This window comes from Polaromonas sp. UC242_47, from assembly GCF_044452385.1.
Classification (GTDB): domain Bacteria; phylum Pseudomonadota; class Gammaproteobacteria; order Burkholderiales; family Burkholderiaceae_C; genus Polaromonas.
This window is the reverse complement of the sequence record NZ_JBIOAO010000001.1, coordinates 880072-896641: the sequence shown is the minus strand read 5'-3', so window position 1 is coordinate 896641 and position 16570 is coordinate 880072. Positions and strand designations below refer to the sequence as shown.

17 protein-coding genes and 1 pseudogene are annotated in these 16570 nt (G+C 63.1%); 2 read left to right on the top strand and 16 right to left on the bottom strand.

Annotated features, from left to right (window positions below; translation table 11 throughout):
• Positions 1 to 6 precede the first annotated feature (6 nt).
• Positions 7 to 900 (bottom strand): dioxygenase, encoded by an 894-nt coding sequence (locus tag ACHMXK_RS04385; RefSeq protein WP_397438022.1) that lies wholly within the window; start codon positions 898 to 900, stop codon positions 7 to 9.
• 145 nt (positions 901 to 1045) lie between these two features.
• Between ACHMXK_RS04385 and ACHMXK_RS04380 the strand changes: the two genes are divergently transcribed.
• Positions 1046 to 1930: a LysR substrate-binding domain-containing protein gene (locus tag ACHMXK_RS04380; RefSeq protein ID WP_397438020.1), complete on the top strand. Its 885-nt coding sequence runs from the start codon at positions 1046 to 1048 to the stop codon at positions 1928 to 1930.
• Positions 1931 to 1943: 13 nt separating this feature from the next.
• On the opposite strand, the gene ACHMXK_RS04375 is transcribed toward ACHMXK_RS04380, so the two are convergent.
• Genes ACHMXK_RS04375 through ACHMXK_RS04355 form a run of 5 tightly spaced genes read right to left on the bottom strand, consistent with a single transcriptional unit; the run spans position 1944 to position 5401 of the window.
• Complete coding sequence (locus ACHMXK_RS04375; RefSeq protein WP_397438019.1) at positions 1944 to 2528, bottom strand: malonic semialdehyde reductase; 585 nt, start codon at positions 2526 to 2528, stop codon at positions 1944 to 1946.
• Positions 2529 to 2565: 37 nt separating this feature from the next.
• Complete coding sequence (locus tag ACHMXK_RS04370) at positions 2566 to 3576, bottom strand: Bug family tripartite tricarboxylate transporter substrate binding protein (protein WP_397438017.1); 1011 nt, start codon at positions 3574 to 3576, stop codon at positions 2566 to 2568.
• A 5-nt stretch (positions 3577 to 3581) separates the two neighbouring features.
• Positions 3582 to 4187: a nuclear transport factor 2 family protein gene (locus ACHMXK_RS04365; protein ID WP_397438015.1), complete on the bottom strand. Its 606-nt coding sequence runs from the start codon at positions 4185 to 4187 to the stop codon at positions 3582 to 3584.
• The gene (locus ACHMXK_RS04360) at positions 4180 to 4533 is read right to left on the bottom strand and encodes a Dabb family protein (RefSeq protein WP_397438013.1); all 354 of its coding nucleotides are present in this window, start codon (positions 4531 to 4533) and stop codon (positions 4180 to 4182) included. The genes ACHMXK_RS04365 and ACHMXK_RS04360 overlap by 8 nt, the downstream gene beginning before the upstream one ends.
• A gap of 31 nt (positions 4534 to 4564) precedes the next feature.
• Positions 4565 to 5401, bottom strand: a complete 837-nt coding sequence (locus ACHMXK_RS04355; RefSeq protein WP_397438011.1) for an intradiol ring-cleavage dioxygenase — start codon at positions 5399 to 5401, stop codon at positions 4565 to 4567.
• A gap of 252 nt (positions 5402 to 5653) precedes the next feature.
• On the opposite strand from ACHMXK_RS04355, the gene ACHMXK_RS04350 reads away from it, so the two are divergent.
• Positions 5654 to 6583, top strand: a complete 930-nt coding sequence (locus ACHMXK_RS04350) for a LysR family transcriptional regulator (RefSeq protein ID WP_397438010.1) — start codon at positions 5654 to 5656, stop codon at positions 6581 to 6583.
• A gap of 117 nt (positions 6584 to 6700) precedes the next feature.
• Here the strand turns inward: ACHMXK_RS04350 and ACHMXK_RS04345 are convergent, their stop codons facing one another.
• The 10 genes and pseudogenes from ACHMXK_RS04345 to pcaF form a co-directional block, all read right to left on the bottom strand.
• Positions 6701 to 7333 (bottom strand): tRNA-uridine aminocarboxypropyltransferase, encoded by a 633-nt coding sequence (locus ACHMXK_RS04345; RefSeq protein WP_397438008.1) that lies wholly within the window; start codon positions 7331 to 7333, stop codon positions 6701 to 6703.
• Positions 7311 to 7919 (bottom strand): hypothetical protein, encoded by a 609-nt coding sequence (locus ACHMXK_RS04340; protein ID WP_397438007.1) that lies wholly within the window; start codon positions 7917 to 7919, stop codon positions 7311 to 7313. Before ACHMXK_RS04340 ends, ACHMXK_RS04345 begins: the two co-directional genes overlap by 23 nt.
• 55 nt (positions 7920 to 7974) lie before the next feature.
• Positions 7975 to 9035, bottom strand: a pseudogene (locus tag ACHMXK_RS04335) (maleylacetate reductase).
• A gap of 8 nt (positions 9036 to 9043) precedes the next feature.
• On the bottom strand, positions 9044 to 9922 hold the full coding sequence (locus ACHMXK_RS04330) for an NAD(P)-dependent oxidoreductase (protein ID WP_397438005.1): 879 nt from the start codon (positions 9920 to 9922) through the stop codon (positions 9044 to 9046).
• Positions 9922 to 10878, bottom strand: a complete 957-nt coding sequence (locus ACHMXK_RS04325; protein ID WP_397438003.1) for a Bug family tripartite tricarboxylate transporter substrate binding protein — start codon at positions 10876 to 10878, stop codon at positions 9922 to 9924. The genes ACHMXK_RS04330 and ACHMXK_RS04325 overlap by 1 nt, the downstream gene beginning before the upstream one ends.
• 67 nt (positions 10879 to 10945) lie before the next feature.
• A complete protein-coding gene (locus tag ACHMXK_RS04320) occupies positions 10946 to 12301 on the bottom strand; it encodes an amidohydrolase family protein (RefSeq protein WP_397438002.1) in 1356 nt (451 codons plus the stop codon).
• Between the two features lie 2 nt (positions 12302 to 12303).
• On the bottom strand, positions 12304 to 13287 hold the full coding sequence (locus ACHMXK_RS04315) for an NAD(P)-dependent oxidoreductase (RefSeq protein WP_397438000.1): 984 nt from the start codon (positions 13285 to 13287) through the stop codon (positions 12304 to 12306).
• 179 nt (positions 13288 to 13466) lie between these two features.
• Positions 13467 to 14477, bottom strand: a complete 1011-nt coding sequence (locus tag ACHMXK_RS04310; RefSeq protein WP_397437998.1) for a Bug family tripartite tricarboxylate transporter substrate binding protein — start codon at positions 14475 to 14477, stop codon at positions 13467 to 13469.
• A 114-nt stretch (positions 14478 to 14591) separates the two neighbouring features.
• Positions 14592 to 15326 (bottom strand): SDR family NAD(P)-dependent oxidoreductase, encoded by a 735-nt coding sequence (locus ACHMXK_RS04305; protein ID WP_397442437.1) that lies wholly within the window; start codon positions 15324 to 15326, stop codon positions 14592 to 14594.
• A 5-nt stretch (positions 15327 to 15331) separates the two neighbouring features.
• Positions 15332 to 16534 (bottom strand): 3-oxoadipyl-CoA thiolase, encoded by a 1203-nt coding sequence (gene pcaF / locus ACHMXK_RS04300; RefSeq protein ID WP_397437996.1) that lies wholly within the window; start codon positions 16532 to 16534, stop codon positions 15332 to 15334.
• Positions 16535 to 16570 lie beyond the last annotated feature (36 nt).

Below are 16570 nucleotides of genomic sequence, written 5' to 3'. Positions count from 1 at the left end.
GTGGGTTCAGGCGCTGGCGACCAAGCGGAAGTCGTACCTGGCGCTGTGAAAAGGTGTGTCCATCACCCGGCCGCCCGGGGCCGGGCCTGCAGGGTGTGAATCAAAGTCGACGATCAGGCTGTTGCGCACGCCGAAGACCGCGTCGGAGTCGATGTAAGGACTGTCGGAGACAAAAATGTGTGTGGTCAGGCGCTCATGCCCAGGTGCCTGCAGCATCATGTGCATGTGGCCAGGCCGGTTCGGGTGACGCCCCATGCGGTGCAACATGCCGCCGACCGGGCCGTCGGCGGGCACGGGATAAAACGCCGGCTTGATGGACCAGAAACGGTAGTTGCCCTCAGCATCCGTGTAAAAACGCGCACGCAAGGCCATGCCGGCGTCTTCGCCTTTTTGCATGTCGTAAAAACCTTCGCCATCACCCGACCACACGTCCACCGCGCAGTGAACCAGCGGCTTGCCGGCCAGGTCGGTCACCCGGCCGTGGTAATAACAGGGCTCGCCGGATTGGCCTTCGGCGATGTCGGCGCCCAGTTCCAGTTCCGGTGCACCTTCCCAGTAAAAGGGACCTTGCACTGTCGCCTCGGTAGGCGCATCGACACCAACGCGGGCCTGGTGCGCGGCGGCGCCTTTGGCCTGGTCGATGGCGACCACCAGCATGGACAGGCCCAGGGTGTCCGACAGCAGGATGAACTCCTGGCGTTTTTCATCACACATCTTGCCGGTGGCCGTCAGAAACTGGATGGCGGTCATCCATTCGTCGGGCGTGAGCTGCACGTCCTGCACAAAGGCATGGGCGTGTTTCACGAGAGAGGTCATCACCTGTTTGAACCGCGCGTCGGGGCAGTCCGCCATACGTTCCACCACGGCTTGGGCCAGGTCTTGTGCTTCGAGTTGCGCCATCTCTTGTCTCCTTTTTAATCGTTCGCCCCGGGGGCTTGGCATGTGAAAGCAATGCGAGTCTAGGAGTTCATGCCATGTCCTGGAAGTGATTAATTTCCACCGTTATCATCGATGCCATCAATGATAAAAATCAGAGGCATTTCCCATGGAACTCCGTCATGTCCGCTACTTCGACGCCATCGCCGAAACCCTGAATTTCACGCGCGCCGCCGAGCGGCTGCACGTCACACAATCAACGCTGTCGCACCAGATCAAACAGATGGAAGACGAACTCGGCGTCGCGCTGTTTGACCGCAGCAACAAGAAAATCCGGATGACCGAGGCCGGTGAAATCCTGCGCACCTACATGACACCGGCGCTGGAACAAATCGACCGGGGTGTGCAGGCGCTGCGCGGTGACGCCGAGTTCCTCTCGGGCACCATTCGCCTGGGCACCACGCCCAGCTTCAACACCCGCATGGTGCCGCTGTGTGTCTCCACCTTTTTGCACCACTACCCGAACATCCAGGTGGTGGTGGAAGAACTGTCGGGGGACATGCTGGCCAGGGGAATTTCTTCGGGCAAGCTGGACCTGGCCGTGTCTTACCGTCCGGCCGACGGCACGGGCCTGTGGTTCGAGCCCCTGTACAACGAAGAATTGCGGCTGGTGGTGGCGGCCTCGCACCCGCTGGCGAAACGGCGGCGTGTTCGCATGGTGGAGTTGCATCATGTGCGCATGGTCCTGCTGCCCAAGGAATACCTGACGCGGCAACTGCTGGACGAATGTTTTGAAGCGGCCGGCGCCACACCGCTGGTGGTGGCGCAACTCAACTCGATCTGGCCCATGTTCGAGCTGATCCGGCAGACGGATCTGGCCGGCATCTTCGGCGAGACCGCCGTGACACCTTCGAGCGACTTGCGTGCCGTACCGCTGGAGGACCCGGTGCCCATACGCACACCTGGCCTGCTCTGGCAAAAGGGCGCCACACGCTCGCCCACGCTCAAGCATTTTGCAGACATCATCCGCCGGGCCGCAGGCCAGATCGGATGATGTCTGCGCTGATTTACAGGACCGTGCACGCCTGCTCAAAAGACAGCCGCGGGTTGCGCTCAAACAACTTGTCATCGTCGCCGTATCCGAGGTTGATCAGGAAGTTGGCCTGTAGCCGGCCGTCGGGGAAAAACTCGGCATTCACCTTGGCCAGGTCCACGCCGCTCATGGGGCCGCAGTCCAGGCCCAGGGCCCGCGCCGCAGTCATGAAATAAGCGCCGCCCAGCGTGCCGTTACGGGTCGCCGTGCCTTGTGCCAAGCCGGGATTGCCTTCGAAGTTTTCCTTGGCACCCGGCTTGTGCCAGACCTGGGGCATGTGTTCGTAAAACTGGGTGTCGTTGGCCACAATCACGGTGACCGGCGCATCCCGCGTCTTGTCCAGATTGCCGGGCGACAGCGCCGGCAACAGGCGCGCACGCGATGTCGGTGACACCAGAAAAACATACCGGGTCGGCTGCGTGTTCATGGACGTGGCGCCCATCTTCGCGATGTCATACACCTCGCGCAGCAGGGACAAGGCCACGGGCTTGTCGAGGAATCCGTTGGCGGTGCGCGCCTTGAGGAACAACTGGTCCAGGCACTCTGGGGAAATTTTCATGGGTTTACTTTTTTATCAACAGTTAAAAAATGGAGATTTATTCCGCCTTGATATCGGCGTCGCGGATCAGCTGGGTCCAGCGCTGTACGTCGCGCTGCACCAGCGCCCGGGTGTCACCGGCGTTCAAGCTCATGGGTTTGCCACCGGCTTTGCGGAAGGTGTCACCCACGTCGGGCGCGGCAATCACCTGGGCCAGCTCGGTACGCAGGCGGCTGAGTATCTCAGGCGGTGTTTTGGCCGGCGCAAAGTAACCAAACCAGGACTCCAGCTCCAGCGCGGCCACGCCGGTTTCCTGCACCGTGGGCACCTCGGGGTGCATGGGGTTGCGCGCCCCGCCCGACACGGCCAGGGCCTTGACGGTGCCAGCATCAACCTGCACACGCGCCGTGGGTGACAGGTCAAAAAACAAATCCACCCGGCCACCCAGCAAGTCCTGGTAGGCGGCCTGCGCGCCGCGATAAGGCACATGGGTGATCTGCACCCCCGCCAGGTGCCACAAGGCCGCCGGCAACACATGCTGGCCGGAGCCGTTGCCGGCCGAGGCATAAGTCAGCTTGCCCGGATTGGCCTTGGCATAGGCCACCACCTCTTTCAGCGAGGCTAACGGCAAGTCCTTGCGCGCCATCAAGGTGTAGCTGTAAGCCACGGCCAGTCCGAGCGGCTCAAAGTCTTTCAGGCTGTCGTAAGGCAGGTTGCGGTACAGGCCGGGGTTCAGCGCCAGGTTGGACACCGACCCGACCAGCAGGGTGTAACCATCGGGCACGGATTTGGCCACGAAGTCGGTACCCACCAGCGTGCCCGAGCCGGGCTTGTTCTCGACGATGAAACTCTGCCCCATTTGTTTGCCCATACGCTCGGCCAGCAGGCGGCCGACAAAGTCGAAACCACCACCCGGCGGTTGCGGAACAATGACCTTGACCACCTTGTTGGGGTAGCTGTTGGTTTGCGCCTGGACCAGCGTGCAACAGGTCGCAGCGACGAGGCCCAAAGCCACAGCCAACGACCGGGGCGCACGAAACGTTGTCCAGGAAAAGGCAGCGGTGTTCATGGCGATCACCGCTCCAGCACGCCGCCGGCCAGCCAGCGCGTGCCACGTTGGTACAGCTCGTCCACCACAGGCCCCTTGAGCATGGGCATGTCCAGCTTGACGGTGTAGCCAATACGCGTCTGGATGTAGGCCAGGTGGCGGTAACCCTCGGGGAAGCCGGCCAGCGCCTGCGGGTCCAGCGCCAGGCTGGCGGAGGCATCCACAGGGTCGATGCGGTCTTTTTCGTAAATCGGCTGGCGGTGCAGCAGCTTCCACTGGCCTTCATGTTTTTGCACAAAATCGTAGAAACGGCCGGTGCAGACCACGTCACACAAGACGCCTTCCACCATGCCGCGCTGCGAGATGGTCATCTTGGTCTGCGCAATCGCACGGTCGCCCGCCACCTCGACGGCCGACCCGCCGAGAAAATGCAGGATGCTCACACCCTTGTCCCAGCCTTCACGCGTGACACGAATGAAATCCCTGAACGGCCCCTGGAACCAGGTGGCCATCATCACCCCGTCCGGGTGCCAGACGCTGGCAAAACGTTCCCAGTCGCCAGCGTCGCGCCAGACCGCCCAGCGCTCCAGCATCTGGCGGATCAGCAGTTCGTTTTCCATGTGTTCATTCATTAACCGTCTCCTTTTGTTGATTTTTTGGCGCTGGCTGGTCAAGCGCGGGCACTTCGTAGTCCACCTGGTGGCGCGCGATACGCAGGTCCGCCAGTTCCTGCTTGATACGTATGTGTTCGGGGTGATTGGCATAGCCATCGAGTGCGGCCTGGGTTTCGAATTCCGAATACAAGACCACATCGCAGGCATAGTCGACAGCGCTGGTATCGACCCCGATCTCCAGATGTATCAGCCCCGGAACACGTCCGCGCAACGACTCGAAGCTGCGTTTGAGCAGGTCCATGCCCTGGGCTTTTTCCGCCGGCGTGTCGCCGCGCAGGTTCCACATGACGATGTGTTTGATCATGCGGCGTACCCGGCTGGTACCAAGCCAGGGCTCACGGCTTCGTGTCCGGGTTGAGGACAAAGTCGAAGTCGAGGTGATACACCCCGTCCGGCTGTTTCACCCAGTCGGCCACCAGCGACTGGCGCACGCCGAACACGGCGTCAGAGTCCAGGTAGTTGTCGCCGTTGCGAAACACATGCGTGACCAGCGTTTCATAACCCGGCGCCTTGATCATGAAATGCAGGTGCGCCGGCCGCCAGGGATGGCGCTTCGTGGCACGCAACATGTCGCCCACCGGCCCATCCACCGGAATCGGATAAGCCTCGGCCACGATGGTCTTGAAGTGAAAACGGCCGTCGGCGCCAGAGGCCAGCACACCACGCGCCTGGTGTTTGTGCAGATCGGGGTATTGCACGTCGTAGTTGCCTTCGGCATCGGCCTGCCAGACCTCGATCACGGCGCCGGCCACCGCCTCGCCGCCCAGGCCCAACACCCGGCCCCGCACCAGGCAGGGCTCGCCGGCCGCGCCGTTGGCCACGTCCGCGCCGTGTTCGTAATGCGGCGCACCGTCCACATGAAAGGGGCCAAACACCGTGGCCTCGGTACAGCCGGGGGGTTTGTCGTTGTTCATGGTGACGGTCAGCATGGACAGGCCCAAGGTGTCGCTGAGCAAAATAAATTCCTGGCGTTTGTCGTCGCATTTCTGGCCGGTGGCGGTCAAAAACTCAATGCCGGCCAGCCACTCGGCCTCGGTCAGTTTGACCTCGCGCGCAAACGCATGCAGGTGTTGCACCAGGCTGGTCATGAGTTCTTTCAGGCGGGCATCAGGCGTGCCGGCAAAACGCGCAAGCACGGCCTGGGTGATGGTGTCCTGGTTCAGGTTGCGCATGAGCAGGCCTTTAGCCGAGCCGCCGCCAAGAAGGCTGATACCCCCTCGGGGAGCAACGCACCAATGTGAGCGTGGGGGTCCATACATTCCTTCGGGTTAGCTCTCTTGGTTGTAAATGTAGGTGGCGGCGACAATTTGGAAAAGCGCGCTGGCGCAAATGACTTTTCCACGCGGTGGAAAAAAGGGCGCGGCTGCCGCGCCACAATGCGGGCAGCCAACAACACATCGCATCAAGCATGCAGGAGACCGGGCGTGGATCGCTGGACTGAAATCGAACTGTTTGTGCAGGTGGCGGAAACCGGCAGCCTGAGCCGCGCCGCCGAAAGCCTGGCGCTCTCGAACGCCGCCGCCAGCCGCCATTTGTCGGCGCTGGAAGAACGCCTGGGCGCGCGGCTGGTGGAGCGCAACACCCGCCGGCTCTACCTCACCGACACCGGCCAGGAGTTTTTCAGCCGCGCCAAAGGCATACTCGCCGACCTAAAGGACGCGGAGTCCGCGGTCAACGCCACGGCGCTGAACCCGACCGGCATGTTGCGCATCACGGCCTCCTTGTCGTTTTCGCTGCACCACGTGGCGCCGCTGCTGCGCGAATACACACAGCGTTACCCCAATGTGACCGTGCATATCGAGGCCGCCAACCGCTACCTGGACATCATCGACAACAACATCGATGTGGCGATACGCACCCGCGAGGTCGAACCCGACTCCAACATCACCATACGCCGTCTGGCCGAAACCCGGCGCATCCTGGCGGCATCGCCGCGTTATTTTGCGCAGCACGGTTTTCCGAAAACGCTGGAAGACCTGCAGCGCCACAAGCTGCTGATCTACACCTACGCCAACAACCCGAACGAGTTGCGTTTCACGCGGGACGGCGAAACCACCACGGTCACGGTCAAGGGTTTGCTGGAATCCAACGACGGCCAGATCCTGCGCAGCGCGGCCCTGGACGGCCTGGGCATTCTGGTGCAACCCAGCTACATCCTGTACAACGACATCGTGGCCGGCCGCCTGGTGCCGGTGCTGGATGAATGGGACCTGCCGCGCCTGACCATCAACCTGGCCTACCCCAGCCGCAAACACCTGTCGGCCAAGGTGCGCACCTTTATTGATTTTGTGGCCGAACACTTCGAGAAAATGAATTACGAGCGCAAGTGGACCGGGCGTTTTGGCGTGTATTGACCGCGCCGGCACCGGGTGGCTTGCCCGGTCGCTACCAATTCAATAGCTTCTTGCGCCCGTCCCTTCTGGGCTGGAGGCCGATTTGATACACAAACCAGGCCCGCAGCGGCCTTCGCCTCAGGTGTAGGTCGGCCGGTAAGCCAGCTGCTGCGCCACAAAACCGTCAAACGCGGCCAGCAGCGGCTGGAATTTTTCCGCATCCCCTTCCAGTTGGGCCAGCGCGGCGCAGGTGGCCTCCAGCGTGGAGAGCTGATCCGGCGCCTGGGCGCGGCGAATCCGGTAATGGGACGCCGGCATGTCCCGCAGCGACAAGCGCGGCAGTTGTTGCAACAGCGGGTTGAGGTACAAAATTTTGCGGCTTTTGCGCCAGGTGCCGTCCAGCACGATCAGGCGCAGCTGCGTGGGATCCGACAAACACGCCGGATCCAGCACCGGCGGTGCCGGCAGGCCCAGCGCCTGCTCGTTCGCGGTCTCGGGGTAAAGCAACAGCTGGTGTTTCGGGCTGTCCGTTAACAGTTGCGGGTCAAACACCTCGCCTATCAGCAACCGGCTGTGTGGCAGGCTCAGCTGCAGCAGGCGCGCTGTGCCCTTGGCGTTGTCCACCTCCAGCGGGTGTTGCAGGATCAAGACCTCGACCTGATGTACCAGCGGTGTGATCCATGGGCAGATGCAGGCACTTTGCGGGCGCAAACAGGTCGCGCAGTGCGGCCTTTTGCGGGTGCCGTGTTCAGGAACCAACAAGGGCGCCATAAGCCTGGCGGGTCTCGGGGTCCACAGAGGCCAGCAGCTGCACATACGCGGTCTTGTGCCGGGCCAGCATACGCGCGGAGGCCACGGTTTTGGAGCGGCAGTACCAGTGGCAGGTGTGCTGCATCAAAAACAATTCAGCCGACACAGTGAAGGCCTTGTTTTTGGGCGAACGCTGCGCCTCGTTGTTCACCGCACGATGTATGCCCTGGGCATGGATGGCCAGGGCCTGGCGCAAATCAAAGGTGGCGGCGGGAAACAGCTTGTCGGCAAAAGGAATGGCCACGGCCAGCTTGCTCACGCGGGCATCGGCGGCATCCACTTTGGAAAAATCGGCTACAAAACGATCAAACTGCTCACACAAGGCCTGCTCGGAAGTGGCCAGCAGATTCCAGATTTGTGTCTGGCGCTCAGCGTCTTTTTCACCCAGCGCGCGCAGATAACCGTCGGTCAGGCTTTCCATCAGTTTTTCGATCTGGTGTTGACTCAGGTGGCGGCCCAGCAAGGCGATACGCCGGCCCTGGTCTTTGGATTTGAGTCGAAAAACAGCAAAAGCCGCCAGTACCAGCAGCAGAAAAATAATATCCATCACTACATTCAAGGGTCGATTGTTAAGACCCAAGTGTAGTGGTCACCCACCTGCCCTACACCTGCGGCCGTGCCCCTTCAAACGCATCCTGCAACAACTGGCGTATCGCCGTCCGTTCCAGCGGACGCGGATTGGGGTACTGGTTTTGCATGGCCATGTCGCAGGCCTTGTCCAGATCGGCCTCCTGCATGCCGATGTCGCGCAAGGCCACCGGCGCGCCGTTGTTTTTCGCCAGGTCAAACACCGCCTGCGCCGCGCTTGGGCCGCCCAATGCGGCGGCGATGGCCTGCATGGCCGCGGGCGCCGCAGCCGCGTTGTAGGCCAGCGCATGCGGCAGCACCACGGTATGGGTTTCGGCATGTGGCAGGTTGAAGCTGCCGCCCAGGGTGTGGCACAACTTGTGGTGCAAGGCCATGCCGACATTGCTCATCACGATGCCGCAAAGCCAGGCGCCGTACAGGGCGCTGCTGCGGGCGTCAATGTCAGTCGCTACGTTTTTGATAGCTGGCAGCGCCCGTCCGATGGCGGCAATCCCCTCTTGGCCATCAAATCCATGATGGGGTTGCTGTCCACCCCGTACAGGCCTTCGGTGGCATGGGCAATCGCGTTGATGCCGCTGCTGACACTCATGCGCACCGGCAGGCTCAGGGTCAGCTCGGGGTCGTAAATCACGGTGCGCGGCAACACCCGGCTGTCCTTGCCGGTTTTTTTCAGGCCGGCTTCGGTGATGCCGTACACCGTGGTCATCTCCGAGCCGGCGTAAGTCGTGGGAATGGCCAGAATGGGCAGGCCCGAGTCCAGCGCAATGGCTTTGCCCAGCCCGGTGGTGGAGCCGCCGCCTATGGCGACCGCGCAGTCGGCGCCAAGTCGGCGGGCCAGTTCCCGCGCTTCCCGCGCGGTTTCGATCGGCACATGCATGACTGCGCGGTCAAACACCCCGACGGCACGCGGCCCCAGCAGGTCGGCGATCATTTCAGCCGAGGTGCGCTGCTCGGGGGTGGACAAGACCAGCGCCTTGCGCGCCCCCAGTGCATCGATTTCGCGGCCCAGATGTTGCAGGCTGCCAGCCCCAAACACCACCCGGCCCGCCTGGCCGTTGTAGATAAAGTTTTTCATGGCTTCACTTATAAATCAGTTGCCAAACCGGCGCTGCGCTCGACGGTTTTGATGAGGGCCGCATAGTCGTCCTGGCCATCCCCCTGGGCCAGGGCCGCAACCATCAGTTGCCGGGTCAGCGCGGTTTGTAGCAGCGGTACCTGCGCGGCCTGGCCGGCGTCCAGAATCAAACTCAGGTCCTTGATCATCTGCACCACCGTGAAGGTGGGTGTGAAGTCGCGCTGGCTCAGTTGCTGGGCCTTGGCCTTGACGATGGGCGAGGCCACCGCACTGGCAGCCAGCACCTGCCACATGTCCTGCCAGTTGAGTCCGCCCTTGCGGCCCAAAGTCAGGGCTTCGGCCAGCATGGCGCTGGTCTGCGCAATCATCAGGTTGACCACCAGTTTCATCAGGCGCGCCTGTTCGGCTTCGCCCAGATAAAACTGCTGCGGCCCGAACAGCTTGAGCAGGGGCAACACCGCGTCATAGGCGACACGCGGCCCCGAGACCATCACCGTGAGCTGCGCCGCTTCGGCCATCTTGTTGTTGCCCGACACCGTGCAGCGCAGATACAACACACCGGCCGCCGCCAGCACTTGGTCGGCTTCGGCAGAAACCGCTTGCGACACCGTGCTGGTGTCCACATACACCGAACCGCGCCGGACGGTGCGCGCGACCTGGGCCGCCACCTGGCGCAAGGCCGCATCGTGGGGCAGCGAAGACAAGACCACCTCGGCCCGTCCCAGGGCGGCATCCACATCGTCCGTCACCGCCAGGCCTTGCCGGCGCGCGAGCTGCAGGCGTTCCGCGCTGGGGTCGCTGACCGTCACCACATGACCGGCCGCCTGCAGATGTTGGGCCATGGGCAGACCCATCTTGCCCACGCCGACGACATGCAGCACGCTCATCACTGACCCTTGAGATTGGCCGCCTTGGCAATCCGCGCGGCGGCCTCGACCTCGGTCTTGATAAAGGCATTAAAAGCCTCGACCGACATCGGAAAAGGGTCGGCGCCCAGCTTGTTCATGCGTTCCTTGACCTCGGGGTTGGCCATGGCCTTGATCGCTTCTTCGTGCAGGCGTTTGAGCACAGGCGCGGGCGTGGCGCTGGCCACAATCATGCCAACCCAGAAGGTGTAGTCCGAACCCGGCACACCGGCCTCGACCGTGGTTGGCACCTGCGGCAGCGACGGCGAACGGTTCGGCGTGCTGACTGCCAGCGCCTGCAGCTTGCCGTCTTTCACCAGCGGCAGGGCCGAGGCCAGCGGTGCAAAAAACCAGTCGTTGCTGCCGCCTATGACATTGGTCATGGCTTCCGGTGTGCCTTTGTAAGGCACATGCAGGGCATCAATGCCGGCCTGCAGGCGAAATTTTTCCGCATTGAGGTGGGTGGCGCTGCCCACCCCTGCCGACGCGTAGTTGAGCTGGCCCGGCTTGGCCTTGGCGGCCGCAACCAGATCGGCCAGGGACTTCCAGCCCTTGGCCGGATTCACCACCAGCACATTGGGCAGAGCCGCCAGCGGCGTGATGCCGGTCAGGTCCTTGAGCGTGTCGTAACCGATGGTGCTGTAAATCGCCGGGTTCAGGGCATGGCCCGAAGAATGCACCAGCACGGTGTAACCGTCGGGCTCTCCCTTGGCGACCTGGCCGGCCGCAATGGTGCCGCCGGCGCCCGGCTTGTTTTCGATCACGATGGGCTGGCCCATGCTTTTGCTCATGGTGTCGGCGATGCTGCGGGCAATCAGGTCGGTGCCGCTGCCGGCCGTGAAAGGCACGAGAAACTTGATGGGTTTGCTGGGATAGCCCTGGGCCAGCGCGCCGCCCATGGCCAGCAGGCTGAGGACGAGAAGCGTGAAGCGTTTCATGGTGTTGTCTCCTGGGGTTTAAGATAAAAACGGGTCTCCGCCCTTTAGGGATAAGCGCAACCAACTATCACTTTGATAGCGACAACGCTTTCGCAATTTTTTGCCCCGACGCCCGCAAGGCCGTCAGCTGCGGCGCCAGGTCCACACCCAGCAACTGGCCGTGGCGTTTTTTCCACTGCCCGGCCACCATCACGCTGTCGATGTTGGCCAGCGAGGTTTGCATCACCACCGAGTTGACCGGGTCGTGCACCGGCTGCATGTTGAGGTCGCTCGCACGTATCAACACCAGGTCGGCCTGTTTGCCGACCGCCAGCGAACCAATACGGTGCGACTGCTGGAGCATGCGGGCGCCTTCGACCGTGACCCAGGACAGCGCTTCACGTGTCGTGATGGTCGAGGTCGGCGGAATCGTGCTGTGGGTTTCGCGGTAGGCGACGTTGTCCAGCGAGCGCTGAATGCCCAGCGCCACCCGCGCCTGCGACAACATGTCGCCGCTGAGCACACTTTCCAGGTCCACCCCCAGCGACGGTGCGCGACCCAGGGCGCGCAGGCGGCCGGTCAACGGGTGGCCGTGGCCCTGGCTCATTTCGCTTTCGGCGGCGGCGGAAAAACTCATGCCCAGCTCACAAAAGCGCTGCAGCTGCGTGTCATTCAGCGCATGGCCATGCACGATGTTGATATGCGCGCCCAACAGGCCGGCGGCCTCCAGTTTTTCCCAGCCGTCGGGGGTACGCGCCGGCCCGCCGCCCTGGTGCAGCGAAGCAATCAGGCCCAGGTCTTTGGCCATGGCGAAGTCGTGCAGCGCCACCGTCAGCGTCGAATAATGCGGCCCCAACACGGCAGCCTGCACACTCAGCAGCGGCTGGCCCTGATGCGCCTTGAGCAGGCGTTCGATCTCGGCGCGTGGATGCGGCACCTCCCAGAATGGCGCCTGCCCCGGCTGCGGGTCGGGCTTGGGTGTGCCGTGGAAAAAAGCCGCACGGATGCCGGAGGCCAGCAGGCCGGCAATCGCGGCATCGTTGTGCGCCGGCGTCGGGTTGTTGTGGCACCAGTCGGCCAAGGTGGTGGTGCCGCAGTTGAGCTGGTTCAGTGAGCCCACCAAGGTGGCGATGTAGAGGTCATCCGGCGTGAACACCGTGGCCAGACCGGCATGCATTTTCTGGAAATACTCCAGCAAGGTCCAGTTGGCGGCCAGACCGCGCAAGGCGGTTTGCCAGGTGTGCATGTGGGCATTGACCAGGCCCGGGATGATGATGTGGCCCGTCGCATCCACAACCTGCGCATCATCGGCCTGGATGCGCGGCGCAATCTCGGTCAGGGTGTCGCCCGTCACCAGGATGTCGCCCTGGGGCAGATCGCCCAGGACATCCATGGTGACGATGGTGGCGCCGCGGATCAGCGTTCTGGCGGGTGCGGCGGCCATCTTCAAGCCTCCAAGCCGTCACTCATCTTGACGTTTTCGGGCTTGAGTTCCAGTCCAGCATCTTTCGCGGTTTCCAGCAACAACACCGCAAAGTCGATGTCCTCATGGCCACGCCCCACCATGCGTGCGACCGACTCGCGGGTGGCGGCAGCGGCCGGCATGGCCACGCCGTGCGCCCGCGCCGCACCCAGGCCCAGGTCCATGTCTTTGAGCAGCAGTTTGGGCGTGAAGGTGACTTGATCGAAACTCAGGTTGGTGAGCATGGGCGTCTTGTACTTGGTGTACATGGAGCCCAGCACCGAGTCGTTGATGCTCTCCAGAAAGATGTGGCGCGGGATGCCGGCTTTTTCGGCCAGCACCGTGATCTCGCAGAGGTTCTGGATGATCACGCCAAACATGGTGTTGTGGGCAATTTTCCAGATGCGAGCCAGCTCGCCCTCACCCACCCACATGACCTTGCGGGCCATGGCCTGCAGATAGGGCTCGACCTCGGTGTACAAGGCCTTGGGGCCAGAAGCCACTTGCAGCAACTTGCCGGCCTTGGCCACCTTGGCATTGCCCGACACCGGCGAACACAGGTAACCGACACCCATGGCTTCCAGCCGCGCACGGATGTCGGCCGAACCTTCCTGCGAAATCGAGGAGCTGTCCACAACAATTTTCGGTTTGGCCGTGCCCGCCACCAAGCCACCGTCACCGAACAGGACCTGCTTCAGGTCGTCGGTGGTGGAGACCATGGTGAACACGATGTCGCAACTGGCCAGGTCCTGCTTGCTGCCGACGAGGGTGGCGCCATATTCGGCCAGCGGCGCGGCTTTGGCGGCCGTGCGGTTCCACACACTCACTTCGTTGCCGGCCTTGATCAGGCGTTTGGCCATGGCCTCGCCCATACGACCCAGCCCTATCCATCCGATGCGCTTGCTCATTGTTTTTTCCTTGTTCCTGTTGACGCCGGCCAGTGTGCAGCAGGGTCTGCCGGGGTTCAAGGAATCCAGCGGAAATCAGTTTTCCCTTTCGTGGAAAAAAGACCAAAAGAAAAGCCGCACCAGGTGCGGCTAGGGAGCGATCTCAGACGATGGGAGGATGCGCTTGTTCGGACCGGGCGCAAGCATGCCGCAGGACCAGGCACTCTGGATACCGGCCACGGCCCGGTGTTGCGTCAGCCTCAGTCCACGCTGGCGCCGGACTCGCGCACCACCTTGCCCCACTTCACCGCTTCCTTCTGGATGAAGGCGGAGAACTGTTCGGGCGTTTCGCTGTAGACCTCGGCGCCCTGCTCGTTGATTTTCTTCTTGACGTCGGCCTTGGCCAGCACCTTGACGATGGCGGTGTTGAGCTTGGCCACCACGGCCGGTGGCGTGCCAGCGGGCGCAAACAGGCCAAACCATGAGGTCGCCTCGTAACCAGGCACGCCGGCTTCGGCGATGGTTGGCACGTCAGGCAGTTCGGGCGAACGTTTGGCGGTGGTGACGGCGAGCGGCACCAGCTTGCCCGAACGCACATGCTGGATGGCCGAGGGCATGTTGTCGAACATGATGGCGATCTGGTTGCCCAGCAGGTCGGTCACGGCCGGCGCGCTGCCCTTGTAAGGCACATGCTGCATGTCGACCTTGGCCATGCTCTTGAACAGCTCACCCGACAGGTGGATGGAGCTGCCGCTGCCGGACGAACCGAAGTTCAACTGGCCAGGGTTGGCCTTGGCGTAGGCAATCAGTTCCTTCACGTTTTTGAAGGGCTGCTTGGGGTTGGCCACCAGCAGGTTGGGCACATTGGCCACGCGGGTCAGGGGTGCAAAGTCCTTGATCGGATCGAAGGGCATTTTTTTATACAGTGCCGCGTTGATCGCGTGTGTGCCGACCGTGCCCATGAACAGGGTGTAGCCGTCAGCCGGCGCGCGGGCCACGGCCTGCCCGCCAATGTTGCCGCCCGCGCCAGCGCGGTTGTCGACGATGACGGACTGGCCCAGCTCGGCCGTCAAGGCCTGGCTCACGATACGCGCCAGGATATCGGTGGTGCCGCCTGCGGAGAAAGGCACCACCATGGTGATGATCTTGCTCGGGTAAACCGCTTGTGCGGCGGCAGGCATGCTGGCCAACAAGCCGGTGCCCAGGGCCACGGCGGCGCTCAGGCTGCGCAGCGCGAATTGACGGCGACCAGAATTGGAAATGCGGGACATGAAGAAGTCTTTCTAGAGAAGGAGAGCGAAAGTCCCGGTCCTGTGCCAGCGGCTGATCTTGTGGATCACGGGGCAAAGCCGGGAAGGGAAAAGCCCCATCAGGGGCGACAAAAATCAGATGGGCGCCACACCCAGCGTGGTGCCACCACACACATAAAGCACCTGGCCGGTCACAAAACCGTTGTCGGGCGACAGGAAGAACAGTGCGGCGCGCGCCACGTCGTCTGCCGTGCCCATGCGCCCCACCGCAATGCTGTCGAGGATGCGCTGTGTTTGCGGTGCGCCTTCGGGGTTGCTCTTGCGGAACAGTTCCGTAGCAATCGGCCCGGGGCCAATCGCGTTCACGGTGATGCCGTCACGCCCCAGCTCCATGGCCAGGGTGCGCGTCATGCCTATCATGCCGGCCTTGGTGGCGGAATACACAATGCGGTCCGCCTTGCCCAGGGCGGCACGTGAGGACATGTTGACGATGCGGCCCCGGCCGCAGGCGCGCAGGCTGGGCAGAAAGGCCTGCGTCAGCAGCATGGGCGCGCGCAGGTGCAGGCCCACCACGTCGTCCAGCGTGGCCGTCGTCGCGGTGTCTATGGTGCCGGGGCGGGTGGCGCCGGCGTTGTTGACCAGCGCCGTCACCTTGTGCTTCGCTGCGATTTTGGCGGCGGCATCACGCGTGGCGGCTTCCTGGGTCAGGTCGGCCTGGTAGGAGGTGAGATGCGGGTGGCTCCAGTCCGGCAGCACATAGTCAAGGTTGACCACGTGGCGGCCCTGCGCCAGCAGGGCTTCTGCAATGGCGCGGCCAATGCCCGAGCTGGCGCCCGAGACAAGCGTGGCCTCAGGCAAGGCAGCAATCATCGTGCTCAAACCCGTTCCAGAATCAGCGCAATGCCCTGGCCCACACCAATACACATGGTGCACAAGGCGTAGCGGCCGCCGGTGGCGTGCAGGCGGTTGACGGCGGTGGTGACCAGGCGTGCACCGCTGGCACCCAGCGGATGGCCCAGCGCAATCGCGCCGCCCCAGGCGTTGACGCGGACGTCGTTGTCCTTCAGGCCCAACGCGCGCAGCACGGCCAGGCCCTGGGCCGCAAAGGCTTCATTGAGTTCGATCACGTCGAGCTGCTCCAGCGTGAGGCCGGTTTGCGCCAATACCTTCAGCGTGGCGGGCGTGGGGCCAAAGCCCATGATGCGCGGCGCCACACCGGCCGTGGCCATGCCGACCACGCGGGCACGCGGTGTCAAGCTGTATTTGGCGGCGCTGGCTTCGTCGGCCAACAACAGGGCGCAAGCGCCGTCGTTCACACCCGAGGCGTTACCGGCGGTCACCGTGCCATCGGGGCGCACCACGCCCTTGAGCTTGGCCAGGGCTTCCAGGCTGGTTTCACGCGGGTGTTCGTCCTTGTCGACGACGATGGCATCGCCCTTTTTCTGGGGAATCGTCACGCCCACAATTTCGCGCGCCAGGTGACCGGCCTTTTGCGCGGCCACGGCATTGAGCTGGCTGGCCAGCGCCATGCGGTCCTGGGCTTCGCGTTCGATCTTGTAATCAGTGGCGACGTTCTCGGCGGTTTCGGGCATGGAGTCCACGCCGTACTGGGCCTTCATCAGCTTGTTCACAAAGCGCCAGCCTATGGTGGTGTCATACACGGCGTTGTTGCGACTGAAGGCGCTTTCGGCTTTGGGCATCACAAACGGCGCGCGACTCATGCTTTCGACGCCGCCGGCAATCATCAGGCCGGCTTCGCCGGACTTGATGGCACGCGCCGCCGTGCCCACGGCATCCAGGCCGGAGCCGCACAGGCGGTTCAGGGTGGCGCCGGGCACGTCAATCGGCAGGCCGGCCAGCAAGCTGGACATGTGGGCCACGTTGCGGTTGTCTTCACCGGCCTGGTTGGCGCAGCCATAAATCACATCGGTCACGGCCGCCCAGTCCACGTTCGGATTGCGCTGCATCAGCGCCCGGATGGGCACCGCGCCCAGGTCGTCGGTGCGCACGCTGCTCAGGGCACCGCCGTAGCGGCCGAAGGGGGTACGGATGGCATCGCAAATGAAAGCTTGGGTCATGAGGTTCTTGGTGAAAAAGGGTTACAACAAATGGTG

What these genes read in the sequence shown, in the direction of transcription:
- ACHMXK_RS04365 (WP_397438015.1), bottom strand. Translation starts at nt 4,187, where the DNA reads ATGAATGAACACATGGAAAACGAACTGCTGATCCGCCAGATGCTGGAG.
- ACHMXK_RS04320 (WP_397438002.1), bottom strand. Translation starts at nt 12,301, where the DNA reads ATGGCCGCCGCACCCGCCAGAACGCTGATCCGCGGCGCCACCATCGTC.
- ACHMXK_RS04375 (WP_397438019.1), bottom strand. Translation starts at nt 2,528, where the DNA reads ATGAAAATTTCCCCAGAGTGCCTGGACCAGTTGTTCCTCAAGGCGCGC.
- ACHMXK_RS04355 (WP_397438011.1), bottom strand. Translation starts at nt 5,401, where the DNA reads ATGCGCAACCTGAACCAGGACACCATCACCCAGGCCGTGCTTGCGCGT.
- ACHMXK_RS04370 (WP_397438017.1), bottom strand. Translation starts at nt 3,576, where the DNA reads ATGAACACCGCTGCCTTTTCCTGGACAACGTTTCGTGCGCCCCGGTCG.
- ACHMXK_RS04330 (WP_397438005.1), bottom strand. Translation starts at nt 9,922, where the DNA reads ATGAGCGTGCTGCATGTCGTCGGCGTGGGCAAGATGGGTCTGCCCATG.
- ACHMXK_RS04385 (WP_397438022.1), bottom strand. Translation starts at nt 900, where the DNA reads ATGGCGCAACTCGAAGCACAAGACCTGGCCCAAGCCGTGGTGGAACGT.
- ACHMXK_RS04310 (WP_397437998.1), bottom strand. Translation starts at nt 14,477, where the DNA reads ATGTCCCGCATTTCCAATTCTGGTCGCCGTCAATTCGCGCTGCGCAGC.
- ACHMXK_RS04380 (WP_397438020.1), top strand. Translation starts at nt 1,046, where the DNA reads ATGGAACTCCGTCATGTCCGCTACTTCGACGCCATCGCCGAAACCCTG.
- ACHMXK_RS04340 (WP_397438007.1), bottom strand. Translation starts at nt 7,919, where the DNA reads ATGGATATTATTTTTCTGCTGCTGGTACTGGCGGCTTTTGCTGTTTTT.
- ACHMXK_RS04345 (WP_397438008.1), bottom strand. Translation starts at nt 7,333, where the DNA reads ATGGCGCCCTTGTTGGTTCCTGAACACGGCACCCGCAAAAGGCCGCAC.
- pcaF (WP_397437996.1), bottom strand. Translation starts at nt 16,534, where the DNA reads ATGACCCAAGCTTTCATTTGCGATGCCATCCGTACCCCCTTCGGCCGC.
- ACHMXK_RS04360 (WP_397438013.1), bottom strand. Translation starts at nt 4,533, where the DNA reads ATGATCAAACACATCGTCATGTGGAACCTGCGCGGCGACACGCCGGCG.
- ACHMXK_RS04325 (WP_397438003.1), bottom strand. Translation starts at nt 10,878, where the DNA reads ATGAAACGCTTCACGCTTCTCGTCCTCAGCCTGCTGGCCATGGGCGGC.
- ACHMXK_RS04305 (WP_397442437.1), bottom strand. Translation starts at nt 15,326, where the DNA reads ATGATTGCTGCCTTGCCTGAGGCCACGCTTGTCTCGGGCGCCAGCTCG.